This is a genomic window from Micromonospora sp. NPDC048935, assembly GCF_043197875.1.
GTDB lineage: Bacteria > Actinomycetota > Actinomycetes > Mycobacteriales > Micromonosporaceae > Micromonospora.
In genome coordinates, this window is record NZ_JBICTZ010000008.1 from 1 (window position 1) to 18,688 (window position 18,688).

Annotated in this window: 19 protein-coding genes; 9 read left to right on the forward strand and 10 right to left on the reverse strand. The window is 74.3% G+C overall.

Features of this window, described 5'->3' with window-relative positions; genetic code table 11:
• Positions 1 to 214 precede the first annotated feature (214 nt).
• From ACGFIW_RS21790 to ACGFIW_RS21800, 3 genes are all read left to right on the forward strand, one after another.
• Positions 215 to 760 carry a nuclear transport factor 2 family protein gene (locus ACGFIW_RS21790; RefSeq protein ID WP_393318558.1) on the forward strand — a complete coding sequence of 182 codons (546 nt, stop codon included), beginning with the start codon at positions 215 to 217 and terminating at the stop codon, positions 758 to 760.
• Between the two features lie 68 nt (positions 761 to 828).
• Positions 829 to 2,235 (forward strand): class II 3-deoxy-7-phosphoheptulonate synthase, encoded by a 1,407-nt coding sequence (locus tag ACGFIW_RS21795; RefSeq protein ID WP_393318561.1) that lies wholly within the window; start codon positions 829 to 831, stop codon positions 2,233 to 2,235.
• 50 nt (positions 2,236 to 2,285) lie between these two features.
• The gene (locus ACGFIW_RS21800; RefSeq protein ID WP_393318564.1) at positions 2,286 to 3,314 is read left to right on the forward strand and encodes a threonine aldolase family protein; all 1,029 of its coding nucleotides are present in this window, start codon (positions 2,286 to 2,288) and stop codon (positions 3,312 to 3,314) included.
• A 78-nt stretch (positions 3,315 to 3,392) separates the two neighbouring features.
• Here ACGFIW_RS21800 and ACGFIW_RS21805 read toward each other — a convergent pair whose 3' ends face one another.
• Positions 3,393 to 4,262, reverse strand: coding sequence for a deoxyribonuclease IV (locus ACGFIW_RS21805; RefSeq protein ID WP_393318567.1), 870 nt, complete (start codon positions 4,260 to 4,262; stop codon positions 3,393 to 3,395).
• Positions 4,262 to 6,247 carry a Stk1 family PASTA domain-containing Ser/Thr kinase gene (pknB, locus tag ACGFIW_RS21810; protein ID WP_393318570.1) on the reverse strand — a complete coding sequence of 662 codons (1,986 nt, stop codon included), beginning with the start codon at positions 6,245 to 6,247 and terminating at the stop codon, positions 4,262 to 4,264. Before pknB ends, ACGFIW_RS21805 begins: the two co-directional genes overlap by 1 nt.
• A 176-nt stretch (positions 6,248 to 6,423) precedes the next feature.
• Between pknB and ACGFIW_RS21815 the strand changes: the two genes are divergently transcribed.
• Positions 6,424 to 6,813 (forward strand): Rv2175c family DNA-binding protein, encoded by a 390-nt coding sequence (locus tag ACGFIW_RS21815; RefSeq protein ID WP_393318573.1) that lies wholly within the window; start codon positions 6,424 to 6,426, stop codon positions 6,811 to 6,813.
• 120 nt (positions 6,814 to 6,933) lie between these two features.
• Here the strand turns inward: ACGFIW_RS21815 and ACGFIW_RS21820 are convergent, their stop codons facing one another.
• A complete protein-coding gene (locus ACGFIW_RS21820) occupies positions 6,934 to 8,016 on the reverse strand; it encodes a polyprenyl synthetase family protein (RefSeq protein ID WP_393318576.1) in 1,083 nt (360 codons plus the stop codon).
• A gap of 9 nt (positions 8,017 to 8,025) precedes the next feature.
• The gene (locus ACGFIW_RS21825) at positions 8,026 to 8,415 is read right to left on the reverse strand and encodes a helix-turn-helix domain-containing protein (RefSeq protein ID WP_393318578.1); all 390 of its coding nucleotides are present in this window, start codon (positions 8,413 to 8,415) and stop codon (positions 8,026 to 8,028) included.
• Between the two features lie 248 nt (positions 8,416 to 8,663).
• On the opposite strand from ACGFIW_RS21825, the gene metF reads away from it, so the two are divergent.
• Positions 8,664 to 9,581, forward strand: coding sequence for a methylenetetrahydrofolate reductase [NAD(P)H] (gene metF / locus ACGFIW_RS21830; RefSeq protein ID WP_393318581.1), 918 nt, complete (start codon positions 8,664 to 8,666; stop codon positions 9,579 to 9,581).
• Between the two features lie 44 nt (positions 9,582 to 9,625).
• Positions 9,626 to 10,315, forward strand: coding sequence for a CDP-alcohol phosphatidyltransferase family protein (locus ACGFIW_RS21835; RefSeq protein WP_357553639.1), 690 nt, complete (start codon positions 9,626 to 9,628; stop codon positions 10,313 to 10,315).
• A gap of 41 nt (positions 10,316 to 10,356) precedes the next feature.
• On the opposite strand, the gene ACGFIW_RS21840 is transcribed toward ACGFIW_RS21835, so the two are convergent.
• From ACGFIW_RS21840 to ACGFIW_RS21865, 6 genes are read right to left on the reverse strand one after another with little or no spacing between them, the layout of a single operon-like run.
• Positions 10,357 to 11,844 carry a phytoene desaturase family protein gene (locus ACGFIW_RS21840; RefSeq protein ID WP_393318584.1) on the reverse strand — a complete coding sequence of 496 codons (1,488 nt, stop codon included), beginning with the start codon at positions 11,842 to 11,844 and terminating at the stop codon, positions 10,357 to 10,359.
• An 11-nt stretch (positions 11,845 to 11,855) separates the two neighbouring features.
• A complete protein-coding gene (locus tag ACGFIW_RS21845) occupies positions 11,856 to 12,983 on the reverse strand; it encodes a glycosyltransferase (protein WP_393318586.1) in 1,128 nt (375 codons plus the stop codon).
• Positions 12,980 to 13,882, reverse strand: coding sequence for a carotenoid biosynthesis protein (locus ACGFIW_RS21850; protein WP_393318589.1), 903 nt, complete (start codon positions 13,880 to 13,882; stop codon positions 12,980 to 12,982). Before ACGFIW_RS21850 ends, ACGFIW_RS21845 begins: the two co-directional genes overlap by 4 nt.
• Entirely contained in the window at positions 13,879 to 14,430 is a 552-nt protein-coding gene (locus ACGFIW_RS21855; RefSeq protein ID WP_393318592.1) for a GNAT family N-acetyltransferase, read from the reverse strand. Before ACGFIW_RS21855 ends, ACGFIW_RS21850 begins: the two co-directional genes overlap by 4 nt.
• A complete protein-coding gene (locus ACGFIW_RS21860; RefSeq protein ID WP_393318595.1) occupies positions 14,427 to 15,179 on the reverse strand; it encodes a monooxygenase in 753 nt (250 codons plus the stop codon). The genes ACGFIW_RS21855 and ACGFIW_RS21860 overlap by 4 nt, the downstream gene beginning before the upstream one ends.
• Positions 15,176 to 15,664, reverse strand: a complete 489-nt coding sequence (locus tag ACGFIW_RS21865) for a YbaK/EbsC family protein (protein ID WP_393318597.1) — start codon at positions 15,662 to 15,664, stop codon at positions 15,176 to 15,178. Before ACGFIW_RS21865 ends, ACGFIW_RS21860 begins: the two co-directional genes overlap by 4 nt.
• Positions 15,665 to 16,105: 441 nt before the next feature.
• Between ACGFIW_RS21865 and ACGFIW_RS21870 the strand changes: the two genes are divergently transcribed.
• From ACGFIW_RS21870 to ACGFIW_RS21880, 3 genes are all read left to right on the forward strand, one after another.
• Positions 16,106 to 16,555 (forward strand): SAV_6107 family HEPN domain-containing protein, encoded by a 450-nt coding sequence (locus ACGFIW_RS21870; RefSeq protein ID WP_393318599.1) that lies wholly within the window; start codon positions 16,106 to 16,108, stop codon positions 16,553 to 16,555.
• 105 nt (positions 16,556 to 16,660) lie between these two features.
• Entirely contained in the window at positions 16,661 to 17,386 is a 726-nt protein-coding gene (locus ACGFIW_RS21875) for a hypothetical protein (RefSeq protein ID WP_357523457.1), read from the forward strand.
• The coding region (locus tag ACGFIW_RS21880) for a DNA polymerase Y family protein (RefSeq protein ID WP_393318603.1) at positions 17,383 to 18,688 on the forward strand (1,306 nt) is incomplete at its 3' end. The genes ACGFIW_RS21875 and ACGFIW_RS21880, both read left to right, overlap by 4 nt.

Below are 18,688 nucleotides of genomic sequence, written 5' to 3' on the forward strand. Positions count from 1 at the left end.
ATATCGGCGCTATACTGGGGGTCGTGGGCTGTGTGGTAGACCGGCCCCCCCCCCCCCCGGGGGTGGGGGGGCCCCCCCCCCCCCCCCCCCCGGGCCCCCCCGCGCCCCGCCCCCCCCCCCGCCCCCCCGGGCCCGTCGTCGGTGGGTTAGGCCAGGTCAATGTGGCAGACTCGCGGCGCGACAGGTCTCGATCTCACCCTCGACGGAGGTGGTCATGCGAGCGACCCACCGGAGGCTGGCGGCAACGGCCGCCGCACTGCTGCTGCCGGCGCCCCTGGTCGGCTGCGGGATGGTCGACGATGCCCGGGACGGCGCCAAGGAGGAGCTGCCGCCGGCCACGCCCACCCGAACCCCCGCCGACGAGGCCGCCAGCCGTTCCCGTGAGCGCGTGCAGGCGTACCTCGACGCGATGATCGCCAAGGACGTCGCCGCCGGCCGGAGTCAGCTCTGTGCCCTGCTGCACGAGAGCTTCGACCAGGCTGCCACCGGCCCCAACGGCGACTTCGCCGATCACTTCCAGGTGCCGCAGGCGGCCATCACCGACGTCCGGTCCGGTCCGCTCGGGCAGGAGGTCAGCGTGTCGGTCTCGGTCGCCGCCAACGGCCGCACGGTCGTCCGGCCGTTGGTGTTCACCGTTACCCGCGACGGAGGCGACTGGTGCATCGCCGGGGAAATGCCGGGCGGGCGACCCGCCACGCCCACGCCCACGCCGACCGGCCTCTTCGTGCCCGGGCAGCCGGGCCAGCCCTCCGCGAATTGATCTCCCATCTGCCGGAACCGTCCCCCTCGCCGCCCGGTCGCCCCGACCGTCGCCGTACGCTTTCCGTCATGCGCCATGAGTGGCATCAGCTGAGCCATCCCGCGGTGAGTAGCCCGGGCCTGCAGACCAGCCGACCGACAGTCGACTCCGCGGAGGACGCCGCGCTCGGCCTGGACCGCTGGCGGGAGCTGCCCCGTGAGCAGGTCCCACCGTGGTCCGACCCGGCCGCCGTCGCGGCGGTCTGCAAGGTCCTCGACACCGTCCCGTCGGTCGTCGCGCCCTACGAGGTGGACCAGCTCCGGCAGAAGCTCGCCCTGGTCTGTGAGGGCAAGGCGTTCCTGCTCCAGGGCGGTGACTGCGCCGAGACGTTCGTCGACAACACCGAGAGCCACCTGCTGGCCAACGCCCGCACCCTGCTCCAGATGGCGATCGTGCTCACCTACGGCGCGTCCCTGCCGGTGGTCAAGGTCGCCCGGGTGGCCGGGCAGTACACCAAGCCCCGCTCACTGCCCACCGACGCGCGCGGTCTGCCCGCGTACCGCGGCGACATGATCAACTCGCTGGAGGCCGACCCGGCCGCCCGGGTCGCCGACCCGCAGCGCATGATCCGGGCGTACGCCAACTCGGCGGCGGCGATGAACATGCTCCGGGCGTACCTGGCCGGTGGGCTCGCCGACCTGCACGCCGTGCACGACTGGAACAAGGGCTTCGTGAAGAACTCCCCGGCGGGGGAGCGCTACGAGGCGATCGCCCGGGAGATCGACCGGGCGCTGGCCTTCATCCGGGCCTGCGGGATGACCGACGACGAGGCGCTGCGGACCGTCACGCTCTACTGCTCGCACGAGGCGCTCGCCCTGGAGTACGACCGGGCGCTCACCCGGGTCTCCAACCGCCGGGCGTACGGGCTCTCCGGGCACTTCCTCTGGATCGGCGAGCGCACCCGGCAGATCAGCGGTGCGCACATCGACTTCATCTCCCGCATCGCCAACCCGATCGGCGTCAAGCTCGGCCCGACGACGTCCCCGGACGAGGCGATCGAGCTGTGCGAGAAGCTCAACCCGGACAACGTCCCCGGCCGGCTCACCCTGATCAGCCGGATGGGCAACCACCGGGTGCGCGACGCCCTGCCGCCGATCGTCGCCAAGGTCACCGCCGCCGGTGCCAAGGTGGTCTGGCAGTGCGACCCGATGCACGGCAACACGCACGAGTCGTCGAACGGCTACAAGACCCGCCACTTCGACCGCATCGTCGACGAGGTGCTCGGCTACTTCGAGGTGCACCGAGGGCTGGACACCCACCCCGGTGGCCTGCACGTCGAGTTGACCGGCGAGGACGTCACCGAGTGCCTCGGCGGCGCCCAGGGCATCGAGGACCTCGACCTGCCCGACCGGTACGAGACCGCCTGCGACCCGCGACTGAACACCCAGCAGTCGTTGGAGCTGGCCTTCCTGGTGGCGGAAATGCTCCGTGGCTGATGCGGGGAGTGAGCGTGCGAACCCCGCGGTCGGCAGCCGGAGGGATGACAGTGGCTGATCTCGTGGACCTGCGGTCGGACACGGTCACCCGGCCCACCGCCGCGATGCGGGAGGCGATGGCCACCGCCGAGGTCGGTGACGACGTCTACGGCGAGGACCCGACAGTCAACGCGCTGGAGGCCGAGGTCGCCGCGCTGTTCGGGCACGAGGCGGCACTGTTCGCCCCGAGCGGGTCGATGGCCAACCAGATCGCCCTGCAACTGTTGGTGTCACCCGGCGACGAGGTGCTCGCCGACGCCGACGCGCACGTGGTCACGTACGAGATCGGTGCCGCGGCGGCGTACGGCGGGATTTCCTCGCGGACCTGGCCCGCGGTCGGCGCGGACGTCGACCCGGAGCAGGTGGCCCGGATGATCCGGCCGGACGGTTACTTCGCCGTCCCCACCCGCGCGATCGCCGTGGAGCAGACCTACAGCCGTGGTGGCGGGGTGATTCCGCTGGCCACCCTGCGGGAGCTGCGGGGTGTCGCCGACGCCGCGGGCGTCGCGATGCACTGCGACGGCGCGCGGATCTGGCACGCGCATGTCGCCGACGGGGTGCCCCTGATCGAGTACGGCCGGCTCTTCGACACGCTGTCGGTGTGTCTCTCCAAGGGCCTCGGCGCGCCGGTCGGCTCGCTGGTGGTGGGCAGTGCGGAGAAGATCGGACGGGCTCGGCTGATCCGTAAGCGGATGGGCGGTGGCATGCGTCAGGTCGGCATCCTCGCCGCCGCCGGCCGGTACGCGCTGGCGCACCACATCGACCGGCTGGCCGACGACCACGCCCGGGCGGTCCGGCTCGCCGAGGCCGTCGCGCCGTTCGGGGTGCTCGCCGCTCCGGTGCGTACCAATCTCGTCGCGTTGGATCTGACGAAGCACGCACTGGACGCACGTGCGCTGGCCGCCGCCGCGCGGGCCGAGGGTGTGCTGGTCTCGGTGCTCGGCCCCCGTACCGCCCGTCTGGTCACCCACCTGGGCCTCACCGACGCGGGCATCGACCGCGCTCTCGCGGCCCTGCCCCGCATCCTCGCCGCAGCCTGACGCCGCCGCCCCTGTTGATCAAGAGGTCTGCGTCAGGCTCCGGTCTCCGGACGACGCGAACCTCTTGATCAACACGGGTCAGGGGTGGTGGAGGCGGGTGAGGGTTGAGATGTCGGCGGCGTGGCCGAGCTGCTTCTCGCTCGGGGTTTCCACCACGATCGGGACGCCCGCGGTGGCAGGGTGCGCCATCAGCTCGGCGAAGGCGGGCTCGCCGATGGTGCCCTTGCCGATGTTCTCGTGCCGATCCCGGGTCGAGCCGCACAGATCCTTCGAGTCGTTGGCGTGGACCAGCCGCAGCCGGTCCGTGCCGACAGTGGCCACCAGGGTGTCCAGGGTTGCCGTCATGCCGCCCTCGGCCGCCAGGTCGTGCCCGGCCGCCCAGGCGTGGCAGGTGTCGAAGCAGACCCCGAGCATGGGGTGGCGGTCCACCGCGTCCAGGTAGGGGCCGAGCTGCTCCACGCGGGACGCCAGTGACCGGCCGCCGCCGGCGCTCGGCTCGACAAGCAACATCGGCCCGCCGGAGTCGGCAGCCCAGTCGAGCAGTGGCAGCAGCTCGCGGCGGACCTGTCGCATCGCCGCCTCGGCGTACGCCTCGTCGACGGAGCTGCCCGCGTGGAACACCACCGCCTGGGCGCCGATCGCCACGCCCCGGCGAAGGGCGTGGGCCAGTGTCTGTGCCGACTTCTCGACCGTGGCCGGAGTCGGCGAGCCGAGGTTGACCAGCAGCGAGGCGTGGATGAACGCCGAGATGCCCCGCTCGGCGCAGCCGTCGCGGAACAGGGCGTCCTGGACCGGATCACCGCTGGGCAGCGCCCAACCCCGGGAGTTGGAGACGTAGACCTGCACCACCCGGGCACCTGTCGCGTCGGCGTACGGCAGGGCGGCCTTGGCCAGCCCACCGGAGGTCGGGGTGTGCGCGCCCACCGGACGCGAGGTGGCAGCCGACATCAGAAGCACGTCAGGGTGACCGGGGTGCCCGGCGGCACCTGCGAATTCTCACCGGGGGCCTGGATCCGGACCGTGGCGTTCGGGTTGATGAGCGCCGTCACCGGGAAGCCCTGGCCCTCCAGGGCCTGCTTGGCCTGCTGGCAGGGCAGGTCGATCACCCGGGGCACGACGATCGCCGCCGGGCCCTTGCTGACGTCCAGCTTGACCTGGGTGCCCTTCTCCACGCCGGCGCCGTCGGCCGGGCTCTGCCCGAGGATCTCGTCCCTGGGCTTGTCGGAGTCCTTGTAGGTCTCCACCAGCACCAGGTTGAGCTGGGCCAGGGCGGCCCGAGCGTCGTTGAGGTTCTTGCCGACCAGGTTCGGCACCGTCACCGGCGCCCTGCCCCGGCTCAGAATGAGGGTGACCGTCGCGCCGGGTTTGACCTCGGCGCCCACCTTGGGGGAGGTGTCCAGTACGACCCCGGCCGGCAGGCTGTCGTCGTAGCGGGCGGCACCCCTCGCCACCACCAGCTTCACGTTGAGCAGGTCCGCCTCGGCGAGCTCGAACTCCTTGCCGATCACGTCCGGCACGGGGAAGCGCTCCGGGCCGAGGGAGAGGGTCAGGGTGATCGTGCCGCCCTTGACGATCCTGGTGGTGGATGCCGGGCTCTGCCCCAGCACGCTGTCCTTCGGTGCCTTCTCGTCGAAGCGCGGCTCACCGTACTTCAGGGTGAGCCCGGCGCGGGTGGCCTGCGCCTGCGCCTCGGCCTTGCTCAGACTCACCAGTTGCGGGGCATCCGTGTAACGGCCGACGCCGAACCACCAGCCCCCGATCGCGGCCACCAGGCCCAGCGTCACCACCACGGCCGCGACGGCCAACCGGCCGCGTGGGCTCGCCAGCAGTGTGCCGCGCAGCGCCGCGAGCCGGGCCCCGAGACCCTCCGCGGGCTCCGGGGCGGCCCGTCGTCGCCCCGGCCCCTGGCTGGCGCCCTCGGGCAGCCGCGCCCAGGCCGGGCGGTCGGTCGGGCGGACCGTCGCGACCACCATGGTCGGCTGAGACAGTGGCGCGTCGTCGGTCACCGGGCGGAGCACGGCGGTGTGCGTGTTGGCGTCACCCAGGCGATCCCGGGCGACCTGCACCTCGGCCAGCAGCGCGCCGGCGTCGGCGGGCCGCGCCGCCGGATCGCGCCGAGTGGCCCGCTGCACCAGGTCGTCGAGGACCGGCGGCAGGCCGGGCACCAGCATCGAGGGTGCTGGTACGTCCCGGTCGACGTGCTGCCAGGCGACGTCCACCGGGCGGTCCCCGTCGTACGGCACGCGGCCGGTGAGCATCTCGAACAGCACGATGCCGGCCGAGTAGACGTCGGTACGGGGATCGGCTCGGCCCTCGGTGACCAGCTCCGGGGCGACGTACGCCACGGTGGCCATCAGCTGGTTGCCCTGCTCCTCGTCGGCGCTCGCCTCGACCGCCCGGGCCAGACCGAAGTCGGCCACCTTGACGACGCTGTCGACCAGATTGGCGACACCACCGGTGGGCGCCTCGGCGACCAGCACGTTTTCCGGCTTGACGTCGCGGTGCACCAGCCCGGACCGGTGCGCGGCGGCGATCGCGGCGAGCATCTGCTCGATGATGGCCAACGCCTCGTCCGGGTTGAGCCGGCGCCGCTCGGCCAGCACGTCACGCAGCGTGCGACCGCGCACGTACTCCATCACCAGGTACGGCAGACCGGCGTGCGTGCCCTGGTCGTAGACCGCCACCACGTTCGGGTGGGTCAGCCGCGCGATGGTCTTCGCCTCGTCGGTGAACCGGGCCACGAAGTTGGCGATCCGGGCCCGCGCCTCGGGCGCCTGGGTCGGATGAATGATCTTGACAGCGACGGTGCGCTCAAGGCGTTCGTCGGTGGCGGTGTACACGGTCGCCATGCCACCACGGGCCACGCGACCGCGGATGCGGTAGCGCCCGTCGATCAGCGAGCCCAGCAACGTGTCGGCGACCTGAGTGTCCATCGGCAGGCAGTCTATGTGTCCAGGGGGTGAAGGTTGAACAGGATGCTACAGCCGGGCGCCGAACGGGTCTGTCCCGCCGCGCTCCTCGTCCCCGCACCCGCAGGTCAGCGGTGCCACGAGAGCGCCGCTCGGGGTGCCGGTGGCCCGTCGCGACGGTGCCGTGGCAGGGTGGTCGGGTGACCGAACCCGTACCCGACCAGGCCGTGCCCAGCCTGGACCTCGCCGGCCCCGCCGACCCGGCCGGCTGGCTGACCCTGCCCGACGTCGCCGAGCGCCTCGACGTGTCGATCAGCAAGGTGCACCAGATGATCCGTGACCGGGAGTTGCTGGCGGTCCGCCGCGACGGCGTCCGCCGGATCCCGGCGGACCTGGTCGCCAACCAGGTCGTGCTCAAGCACCTGCCCGGCGTGCTCAACCTGCTCACCGACAACGGCTACGACGACGAGGCCGCCCTGCGCTGGCTGTACGAGCCGGACGAGACCCTCCCCGGCAACACCCCGGCCGCCGCCCTCTCCGGCGACCAGGCCCGCGAGGTGAAACGCCGAGCCCAGGCCCTGGGCTTCTGACCCCCGGCGAGCCACGTTGATCATGAGGTTGGCGGTGCGACACGCCGCGACCGAGGTCGTCAACCTCATGATCAACCGCCCAGGCGGCGGGCCGGGGCCGGGCGAGGGCGAGCGGCGGGGTCAGTCTGCTCGGCGGGTTGCGGCGATGGCCAGGTCCACCAGGGTCTGGCGGGCCTCGGTGTCCAGGTCGACGTGCGTCAGCGCGGCCAACGCGGTGTCGGTGAGGGTGACGATCCGCTGCTCGGTGCGGGCCAACGCCCCGCTCGCGGAGATCAGCTCGCGCAGCCGGGCCACCCCCCGCTCGTCCAGCTCCGGGTCGCCGAGCCGGCTGAGCAGCAGCTCGCGGCCCGCGTCGTCGGTGGTCTCCACGGCTGCCGCCACCAGGTAGGTGCGCTTGCCCTCGCGCAGGTCGTCCCCGGCCGGTTTGCCGGTCAGCGCCGGGTCACCGAAGACACCCAGCACGTCGTCGCGGAGCTGGAACGCCTCGCCCAGCGGCAGCCCGTACGCCGAGTAGGCCGCCCGTACGTCGGCCGTCGCGTCGGCCAGCGCGGCACCGAGCAGCATCGGACGCTCGACCGTGTACTTCGCCGACTTGTACCGGGCGACCTTGCTGGCCCGTTCCACCGAGGTGTCGCCGGTGACCTGCGTCAGCACGTCGAGGTACTGCCCGACGGTGACCTCGGTGCGCATCTCGTCGAAGACCGGCCGGGCCCGGGCCAACGCCCACAGGTCCAGCCCCGCGGAGTGCAGCAACTCGTCGGACCAGACCAGGCAGAGGTCGCCGAGCAGGATGGCGGCGGCGTCGCCGAAGCCGTCCGGGTCACCGCCCCAGCCGGCCTCCCGGTGCCGTGCGGCGAACCGTCGGTGCACCGCGGGCTCGCCGCGTCGGGTGTCGGAGCGGTCCATCAGGTCGTCATGGATCAGGGCGCTGGCCTGGACGAACTCCAGCGCGGCCAGAGCGGTGAGCACCTGGTCGCCGTCGACCCCTCCCGCGCCCCGGAACCCCCAGTACGCGAAGGCCGGGCGAAGTCGCTTGCCGCCGCCGAGCACGAAGGCCTCGATCGCCTCGGCCACCGGGGCCAGGGCGTCGTCCACGGCGGCGAGCCGAACCCGCTGGCCGGTCAGGAACTCGCTGAGGGCCTTGTCGACCCGCTGCCGTAGGCCGGCACGGTCGACGGGTGAGACGGGGGCAGCGTGGGTCACGCCCCGACGCTAGCGGGTCGCCGCGCTCCGCGCCCTACCGCCACGCGTAGTCCCGTCGGTGCGGCCGGGTCCGCTACGCCCCGCCGGTCGCACACCGGCCACCGCCGTGCGGCCCGGGCCGGGGGCCCGCGTCGAGCCGGTTCGGCGGGTGGCCGCGGCGGCCTCGGCGAGCGTCACCAGCGGCACGTCCAGGACGACCGCGAGCCAGCCGAGCCAGAACGCGCCGGGAACACGTCGCTGTCGTTCCCACCGGGACACCTCGTGGCGGCTCAACGTCGGCACCCCGGCGGCGGCGCACAACTCGGCGGCGGTGCGTTGTTGGCTCCAGCCGCGGGCCAGCCGGCACCGGGCCAGCAACGGGCCGAGCTGCGCCGGGCGCGGCGGTCGAGGCGGGGTCATGCGTCCTCCTGGCGGGCGTCGGCGCGGTGACGGCCCACCCGCCCGAGCGGACGGGACCGGCGTCACCGCGTGCTTGCTGACCCCCGCGCGGGACCCCGGGCGCCGCCCCCGTCGCCCCTCCCACGCCACCCATTCCTACCTCGGGGGTACGACGCCTTCCGCCCGCCCCGAGCGGGCCGGCAGGCGGTATCGGACCCCGAGGTGGAAAGCGCCTGGGCCGTGGTGGCGTCGCCCGCTAGAGTCGGGTCGTGGCGCTCGGTCTTCCCTCGGTCCTCCCCAACCCGCAGCCGGCGATCGGGGAGCTCATTCGTGAGCGCCAACCGACCTTCTCGTTCGAGTTCTTCCCGCCCAAGACGGATGCGGGGGAGCGACTGCTCTGGCAGGCCATCCGCGAGTTGGAGTCGCTGCGCCCGTCGTTCGTGTCGATCACCTACGGCGCGGGCGGTTCGACCCGGGACACCACCGTGGCGGTGACCGAACGCATCGCCACCGAGACCACCCTGCTGCCGATGGCCCACCTGACCGCGGTCAACCACTCCGTCGCCGAGCTGCGACACGTGGTCGGCCGGCTCGCCGGGGTGGGGGTGCGCAACGTGCTGGCGGTGCGCGGTGACCCGCCCGGCAACCCGAGCGGCGAGTGGGTCCGGCACCCCGAGGGCGTCGACTACGCCGAGGACCTGGTCCGGCTGGTGCGTGACGCCGGTGACTTCAGCGTCGGCGTTGCCGCCTTCCCGTACAAGCACCCCCGCTCGCCCGACGTGGCCAGCGACACCGCGCAGTTCGTCCGCAAGTGTCGGGCCGGTGCCGAGTTCGCGATCACGCAGATGTTCTTCGAGGCCGACGACTACCTGCGGCTGCGCGACCGGGTGGCCGCCGCCGGCTGCGACACCCCGATCCTGGCCGGGGTGATGCCGGTGACCCAGATCGGCACCATCGAGCGGTCCGTGCAGTTGTCCGGCGCGCCGTTCCCGCCGGCACTGGCGGCCCGCTTCGAACGCGTCGCCGACGACCCGGAAGCCGTCCGCCGGCTCGGTGTGGAGCAGGCCAGCGAGATGTGCCGCCGACTGCTGGACGAGGGTGTGCCGGGAATCCACTTCATCACCCTCAACCGGTCCACCGCGACCCGCGAGGTCTGGCAGAACCTGAAGGCCGGCGCGCGGGTGTGAATGCGGAGCCTGCGCTACCTGATGCCCGGCACGACGGTTGATCAGTGGTGGGCACACAGCTGAACTGGGACCAGTACGCCACGGCCTGGGCGCGGTTGCACGGCGGGTTCGACCCCCGGGTCGCGGCACCGGTGGTACGCGCCTGGCTGCGGTTCGCCTACCACGTCGGGTACGTGCTGGGGCGGCTACGGGTCAGCCCCACCGCCGTCACCGTGGCCGGGGTGCTGCTCTGTTTCTGCGTACCGTTGCTGGTGACCCGGCCGGGGGACGGTCCCTTCCTGGGCGCGTTGTTCGTGCTGCTCGCCGCCGTGGCCGACAGCGTGGACGGTGCGGTGGCGGTCGCCACCGGCCGCACCACCCGGCTCGGCTACGTCTACGACTCGGTCGCCGACCGGCTCGGTGAGGTGGCCTGGCTGCTGGCGTTCTGGCTGGTCGGCGCGCCGGGCGCGTTGATCGTCGCGGGTGGCGCGTTGTCCTGGCTGCACGAGTACGTGCGGGCTCGGGCGGTCGCCGCCGGCATGCGCGACATCGGTGCGGTCACCGTGGGGGAACGCCCCACCCGGGTCTCGGTCGCGCTGGCGGGCCTGGTGGTCGCCGGGCTGGCCGGGCTGATCGAGCCGGACCTGGCCGCCGGCACCATCACCATGGCGACCGCGGTGTGGGTGCTGCTTGCCGGCTTCGGCCTCGGGCAACTGCTCTCCACCATCCGCCGCGCGCTGCTTGACGCGGGCTGAGGCCGCCGGGCCCTGCTCGGCGCCGGCTGAGGCCGCCGCGCCTACCAGGCGGGGCCGATCTCGTCGGCGACGATCTGCGCGGAGAGGGTCACCATCGGCAGCCCGCCGCCCGGGTGGGTGGAGCCGCCGACCAGCCACAGCCCGTTCGCCGGGCCCCGGTTGGCGGGGCGCAGCAGCCCACCGGCGGTGCCGTAGATCGAACCACCCGGCGCGCCGGTCGCCGCACCCAGGTCGGCCGGGGTGCGGACCTCGCGGAACAGCAGCCGGTCGCGGACGTCCACACCGCGCTCCGCCAGCACCTCCAGGATCCGATCGGCGTACGCGTCGGCCAGCCCTGGCCGTCGCCAGTCGACAGCACCCGCCGCGGTGCCGTGGCGGGGTGCGTTGACAAGCACGAACCACGCCTCGTGCCCGGCGGGGCGGACCATCGGGTCGTCGGCCACGGTGACGAACACCGTCGGGTCGACCGCCGGCCGGGCCCGTACCCCTCGCCCGGGGTTTCCGAAGACCGCGTCGAACTCCGCGTCGTAGTCGCCGGGGAAGAAGACGGTGTGGTGGGCCAGCCCGGTGCTGCCGGAGACGCCGAGCAGCAGCACGAAACCGGCGAGGCTGCGGTCGGTCAGCCCGGCCAGCCGACGCGGGTGCGGCAGCAGGTCACGGTAGACGGTGAGCGCGTCGACGTTGGCCACCACGACGTCGGCGGGCACCGGGGCGGTGACGCCGGCGAGGCGTACCCCGTGCACCCGGCCGCCGGTGGCGTCGATCCGGGTGACGGTGGTGTCGGTCTGCACGACCACGCCGTGGTCCAGGCAGCGCGTCAGCAGCGCGTCGGCGAGCCTGCCCAGCCCACCGCGTAGGTACCAGCCGCCGAAGGTCAACTCGGCGTAGGGGACCGCGACCAACGCCGCCGGTGCCCGGCGCGGGTCGGCGCCGGTGTAGGTGGCGTACCGGTCCAGCAGCATCCGCAGCCGCGGGTCGGACAGGTGCCGCCGGCCCAGCCCGCGCAGGGTGCGGCCCGGGGCGATGGCGGCCAGGTCGCCGAGCCGCCAGGCCAGCGACGCGAGATCGCGGGGGGAGTCGACGGCACGGCGCAGGATGTCGCGCTCGGAGGCCCGCCACACCCGTTCGGCGCGGTGCCACAGCCGCTGCCAGTCGGCCGCCGCCCGGTCACCGAGGGCGGCCCCGATCCGGGCGGTGAACTCCACCGGGTCGGCGCACGAGTCCAGCGTCGGGCCGCCGCCGGGAAAGACGTGCCGGACGATCGGGTCCAACGGGACCAGGTCCAGGTATTCGTCGAGCTTCGCCCCGGTCGCCTCGAACAGGTCGTGGAAGACCTGGGGCAGGGTGAGCAGGCTGGGCCCGGTGTCGAAGTGGAACGGGCCGGCCGGGGTGTCGTGCGCGTACCGGCCGAGCTTGCCACCGACCGCGTCGGCGGCCTCGAAGACGGTCACCTGGTGCCCGGTGGCGGCCAGCCGGGCGGCGGTGGCGAGGCCACCCACCCCGGCGCCGACGACCACGATCCGCGCCATGCCGCGCCCTCCTAGCTGACCGGGCGGCCCCGCCAGGTCAGGCGGCGCCGCTTTCGCAGATGGTACGACCGCAGGGTCAACCAACCGAGGACCACGACCGACACGGGGTGTGCGAGCGCGTCGGGCCACCACCGGCCTCCGGTCGCCCGCGCGGTGAGCACCCGTCCGGCCACCCCCAGCAGGTAGCCGGCCAGGGCCACGGCGGCCACCCCCGGCGCGCCGGCGAGCAGCGCGATGACCGCGACCGCTGGCGGTGCCGTGTAGAGCAGGAGCAGCAGCGCCACCACGACCGCCGCCGCGCCCGGGTGCCCGAACGACGCCCAGAGCGACTTCGAGTACCCGTCGCGCAGTTGCGGCCAGTCGTCGTACATCCGACAGGTGGCCAGCCGGGAACCGTCGGCCAGGGCGATCCGCCCACCGGCCCGCTTGACCGCCCGGGCCAGCTCGACGTCCTCCAGGATCCGGTCGGCGACCACGGCGTGCCCGCCGGCGGCGGTGTAGCCGGCCCGGTCCACCACCAGGAACTGCCCGCCCGCCGCGGCCAGCGACGGCCGCGGCGAGCGTTCCACCGCGCGCAGCGGCAGGAACGTCAACCAGAGCCACTGCAACAGCGGCTGCACCAGCCGGTCGGCCGCCGTCGCCACCACGATCCGGGGGTACGGCGACAGCAGGGTCACGCGGGCGGCGCGCAGTTCGGTGACGGCCGCCGCGACCGCGTGCGGGGCGAGCACCACGTCGGCGTCGACGAAGACCAGCGCGGTGGCGTCCGGGTCGGCCCGGGTGGCCAACTGCCAGCAGGCGTGCGGTTTGCCCAGCCAGCCCGGCGGCGGGGCGACCCCGGTGAGCAGCGTGACCCGGGGGTCGTCGCCGGCCACCGCGCGGACCACCTCGGCGGTGCCGTCGGTGGACCCGTCGTCGAGGATGACGACGCGCAGCCCGGGCAGGCCGCGCTGGGCGAGCAGGGCGCGCAGGCAGGGCGTGACCCGGGTGGCCTCGTCGCGCAGCGGCAGCAGCACGGCGACCCGCTCGTCGACCTCGTCGGGTCGGTCGGTGGGCCGGCGCAACCAGCGGGCGGCGTTGAGCCAGGTGTGCCCGGTCAACGCGGCGACGGCGGCCAGCAGGGCGAGCAGGACGATCATCGGGTCGCGTCGACACCGGGGCGGTGCGGCTGGTGGGCCTCCCGGCGGGTGGCACGGCCCCGGCGGGCCCGCAGCAGGGTCACCGCCAGCGGGACGGCGGTCACCGACATGCCGGCCGCCCCCCAGAGCGCCGACGCGGGCAGGTCGAGGAAGACCGCGTGGGCCAGGATGCTGGAGAAGTACGTCCACAGGTAGAGCGTGACCATCGGGTCGTCGCGCCGGTCGGTGCGCTCGGCGGCCGACCCGGCCAACGGACGCAACGCGCTCATCAGCAGCACCGCGAAGAGCAGCCAGCCCAGATAGTTGCTGACCGGGATGCCGGCCAGACCGGGCAACGCGGGGGTGGCGTCCCGCCAGACCCAGTAACCCTCGGCCACCATCTGCGGGTCGAGGAAGAGGTCCCAGGCGGCCAACCCCACCGTGGCCAGCGCGATCCGCCGTACCCACAGACCGGCCGACCCACCGCGGCCGGTCCACGATCCGCCGCCGTCGCCGGTCGGTGCGCCGCCGTCGCGGCTGGCGCGCGGCACGGTGCCGCCGGTCAGCCGGACCGCCGCCAGCCAGGCCGGCCAGGTCATCCAGGTCCAGGCCAGCGGGATGATCAACGGCACTCCGGCCAGCTTGGGGCCCAACTCGCCGGAGTAGTCGTAGCTGCCGAACGGCACGCCGGTGGCCACCCCGATCGCCTCGATCGCGAACCCGCCGCCGGTGGCCACCGCGACCAGCGCCACCGCGACCCGCCGGCCCCGGCTGAACAGCGCGTGGCCCACCGAGAGCAGCCACCCGAGCACGACGGTGGCCACGGTGAGCCCGGCCCGGGTGGCGCCGGTGGTGAGCGGGTAACAGATCTGGGCGAGCACCAGGACGGCGAGCAGCGTCCAGGAGAACCGCCGGGTCATGAAGCCGGTGGCTCGAGTGGCAGATCCCGACCGAGGACGCCGAACGGCCGCTCGTCACCGGGGAAGTGGAAGTTACGCAGCACGTCGACGAAGCCGAACCGCCGGTACAACCGCCAGGCCCGCGAGGTCTGCTCGTCGGCCTCCGGGGTGGACAGCAGCGTGGTGTCGCCCTCGGCCATGCCGAGCAGCGCGCGCAGTTGGCCGGTGCCCAGGCCGTGCCCCTGCGCCGGTGGCCGGACGTGCAGCTCGACCACCTCGAAGCAGTGGGTGAGCCAGCGCGCCCGGCTCGGGGCGTCCAGCGCTCGGTGCACCTGGTCGTGCCACCACTGACCGGAGGCCCCCAGGTAGCCGTAGCCGAAGCCGGCGAGGTGACCTTCGCTGGTCAGGCTGGCGACCGCCCGGAAACCCGGCCGGCGGACATGGGTGGCGATGTAGCCGCGCCGGGCCTCCAACAGGTCGGTGCGGTATCCCATCGCCTCGCCGTAGACGGCCACCACGTCGTCCAGCCGCCGGACCAGATCGTCCGGCGTCCAGCGCACCAACCTCATGCCCGTCCACCCTTCACCGTTTCGGGACCGCCGTCGGCGACCCACCCGAGCACCGACCGGTCGCCGACCACGTCGCGCACCTCGAACCGGGCGAACAGCTCCTCGGCGTACCAGCCCGCGGTGGGGGTTCGCATGATCGCCGCCCGGTGCTCCGGGTGACGGTACGCGAACGCCACCAGGTCTGTCGGGTCGCGCCACACGCTCACCGTGCCCTGCCAACCCAGCGGTGCCTCCCCGACCCCGAACCGGGCCAGCAACCCGGGCGCGTCCCGCAGGGCGGCGGCCACCGGCGGGATCGCCCGCCAGAAGGTGGCCGTCCGGCGGACCCGCAGCCGGGCCCGGGTCAGCGCCAGCACCGGGCCGGTCACCCGACCGCCCGCGGGCTCGCCGAACGGTCGTTGGCCGGACCACTCGCCCCGACTGGTCAGCGGACGCAGATCGACCCGGGCCTGGGCGCGGGCGATGCGGGCCCAGGCACGCCCGACCGGCGAGTCGTCGAAGCTGGCCGCCGCGGCGGGGGACTCCCAGACGGTCAGCGCCGCCCACCGGGTCAGGTCGGCGTCGCCCGGCCCGAAGCCGGTGCCGGTCCCGGTGCCCAGCAGCTTGCCGAACCGGACGCCGGGCAGGGCCCGCAGCCGGCGCGGGTCCACGGCCATCCGGGTCAGCGCCCGGGGCAACGCGCCGCGGGAGGTCCGCCAGGCGTGCAGGGTGACCAGCTCCGGGGCGTCGCTGCCGGTTCGCTCGCTCACGCCACCTCGGCCGGGGTGCCGGCGGTGACCCGCAGCAGCTCGGCGTAGGTGGTCGGGAAGACCGCCTGCGGTACGCCACCCGCGGCCCAGATCTCCGGGTACGCCACCAGCGCCGTGTCCACCAGGGTGCGCAGCGGGTGCGGGTGCCCGAGCGGGGCGACCCCGCCGATCGGCTGCCCGGTGTGGGCCCGGACGAACTCCGGGGTGGCCCGGCGCAGCCGGGTGACGCCGAGCGATGCCGCCAGGCCGGCGGTGTCGACCCGGTGCGCGCCGGAGGTGAGCACGAGCAGCGGCGTGCCGTCCGCGTCGAAGATCAGTGAGTTGGCGATCTGACCGACCTCGACGCCGAGTGCCTCGGCGGCCGCCGAGGCGGTGTGCACCGCGTCGGGCAGCAGACGGATCGTGCTGGGCTCACCGGCGCCGTCGAGCGTGCCGGCGGCGGTGAGCGCGTCCTGCACCGCCCGTACGTTCGGGTGTGACTGCATGCCGCCATTCTTCCCGGTCCGCCGGGGGCGGTTCACCCGGCCGGCGGGCCCCGCGCGTCACACGTTGCATTTTCGTCGGTGGGGAGGTGTACTGTCAGCAGCAGTTAGAACGAGTGTTCGATTGCCTCGAACGCCCGTTCCAACCAGCCGGGGCGCGGCGTTTCGCGGCGCCAGCTCCGGGCGGTGTGGCTCCGCGGGCCGCACCTGGGTTTCCGGGCAGTCGCGAGCCTGGTCCCGACAGGCAGGAGCGTCGTCCGCTGCCCACGACCCCCGGGCAGCGGACGACGCACCCGCCGGTACGCCGGCCGGGTGTGGTGTGGGGAAGCGTCCACACCCGGCCGGCCACACCCGGTGCGTCTTCCTCCGCACCACCCGACCTCGGCGTCTCGTCGGCGGCACCAACGCGCCGAGGCGACGCCCGGCCACGTGGAGGAGACACCCATGCCGACCAACCCGGCTCAGGCACCGACGGTGCCGGCGCACGTGCTGCCGCACCGCACCCCCACCCAACTCCTCACGTTGGCCCGGCGCGGGCTGGTCGAGGCCGGCCAGACCCGACCCGACGGCCTGCGCTACGCGGCTGCCCACCTGGCGGCGCTGCGTGCGGCGGCTGCCCTGCTCGCCGCCCGCGCCCGGCCCGCCCCGAGTCGGCGCAACCGGATCACCAGCGTCTGGGTCCTCCTCTGCGCCGTCGCTCCGGAGCTCGACGAGTGGTCCCGGTTCTTCGCCGCCGGAGCCAGCAAACGCGCCGCCGCCGAGGCCGGCATCCCCCGGGTGGTCAGCGCCAGGGAGGCCGACGATCTGCTCCGCGCCGCCGAACAGTTCGTCACGGTGGTGGAGACCGCGCTCGGCGTCTCCCACCAACCGGCCCTGGACGGCCTCGCCGCATGATCCCGCCGTGCCACCGACCGCCCCGCGGGGGGAGCCGGGCGGCCGGTGGCACGGCGTGCCGGTCCTGAACGTGATCCACAGCAGCAACGACGGGGGGTTGGTCCAATGGCGGGCCGCATGGTGGTCGGTTCCGCCGCACTTGCCGATCTGGTGCGCCCGGCGAGCGCACCCGACCAGGTCGGCGGCCACCGGGTGCTGCCGGTGGCACCCGAGCTGACCGGCCTGCTGCCCAACCGGGGCCTGCGCCGGGGGAGCACCATCGCGGTCGCCGCCGGCCAGCCCCAGCGCAGCGGTGGCACCTCGCTGATGCTGGCCCTGCTCGCCGAGGCGTCCCGGGCCGGCTCGTGGTGCGCCGTGGTCGGTGTGCCGACGTTCGGTGCGGGGGCGGCCGCCGAGCTGGGCATCGCCCTGGACCGGTTGGCCCTGATTCCGAACCCCGGCCCCGAGTGGGCCACCGTGGTCGCCGCGCTGATCGACGGGGTGGACGTCGTGGTCACCACCGTGCCGGCCACGGTCTCCGCCTCGGTCGCCACCCGGTTGGCCGCCCGGGCGCGGCAGCGCGGCAGCGTGCTCGTCCCGTACGGCCGGTGGGACGGCGCGGACGTGACTCTTCAGGTGGTCCGTGGAGTGTGGGAAGGGCTCGGGCAGGGCCGGGGGCGGCTGCGCCGCCGGGAGGTCACCGTCTCGGCGCGCGGGCGCGGGGCGGCCGCCCGACCCAAGGAGATCAAGGTCTGGCTCCCGGGGGACGAGCTGACCCGGGTCATTCCCCGCACGGTGCCGTCGACCGTGGGCCGACCGGCCACGCCGCTTGCCCTGGTCGGTCGGGGGTGACCGGTTCTCCGCCACGCACCCTGCTGCTGTGGTGCCCGGACTGGCCGGTGCTCGCCGCCGAGATCGTCGACGGGGTGCCGGCGACCGGCCCGGTCGCCGTGCTGCACGCCAACCGGGTGGTCGCCTGCTCCGAGCGGGCCCGCGCCGAGGGGGTACGCCGAGGTCTGCGCAAGCGGGAGGCGCAGGGTCGCTGCCCGCAACTCACCGTCGTGGAGTACGACCCGGGCCGCGACACCCGGGCGTTCGAGCCGGTGGTCGCCGCGGTGGAGGAGTTGGTCGCCGGCGTGGAGGTGGTCCGTCCGGGCGCCTGCGCGGTGGCCGCCCGGGGGCCGGGCCGTTACCTCGGCGGCGAGGAGGCGGCCGCCGAGCGGATCATCGAGCACGTCGCCCAGTCGTGCCTGGTGGAGAGCCAGGTCGGCATCGCCGACGGGGTGTTCGCGGCCGGGTTGGCTGCCCGCGCCGGTCGGGTGGTGGCACCGGGCGGGACACCGGAGTTCCTGGCCGGGCTGCCGGTCGAGGCGCTCGGCCGGTCGGCGTTGGCCGACCTGCTGCGCCGCCTGGGGGTGCGCAGTCTCGGCGACTTCGCCGCGTTGCCGGCCGGCGACGTGTTGGCCCGGTTCGGGTTCGACGGTGCGCTGGCCCACCGGCTCGCGGCCGGGCGCGACCACCGCCCGCTCGCCGTCCGCCAGCCACCGGCCGACCTGACGGTGACCGCCGACTACGACGAACCGATCGACCGGGTCGACGCGGCGGCGTTCGCGGGCCGCGCGCTGGCCGAGCAGTTGCACGAGGGGCTGGCCGGGCACGGGCTGGCCTGCACCCGGCTCGGCATCGAGGCGGTCACCGAGCACGGGCAGGAGCTGCACCGGGTGTGGCGCCACGATGGCCTGCTCACCGCTGCGGCCATCGCCGACCGGGTGCGTTGGCAGCTCGACGGTTGGCTCTCCGGCAGCAGCGGGCGTACCGGCGCCCGACCGGCCCGGCCGACGGCCGGCATCATCCGGTTGCGGCTGGTCCCGGACGGGGTGATCGCCCAGGCTGGTCTGCAGGCCGGCCTGTGGGGGGAGACCGGCGAGGAGCGGGAACGGGCACACCGGGCGTTGAGCCGTGTGCAGGGCATCCTCGGCCCGGAGGCGGTGGTCACCGCGGTGCTCGGCGGCGGACGCTCCCCGGCCGACCAGATCCGACTGGTGCCGTGGGGCGACGAACGCCTACCCGCCCGTCCCGGCCCGGCACCGCTGCCCGGCGAGTCGGTCGTGCGGTCTGGCCCGGTGCCGTTGTCGGGTGAGTCGGTCGTGCGGT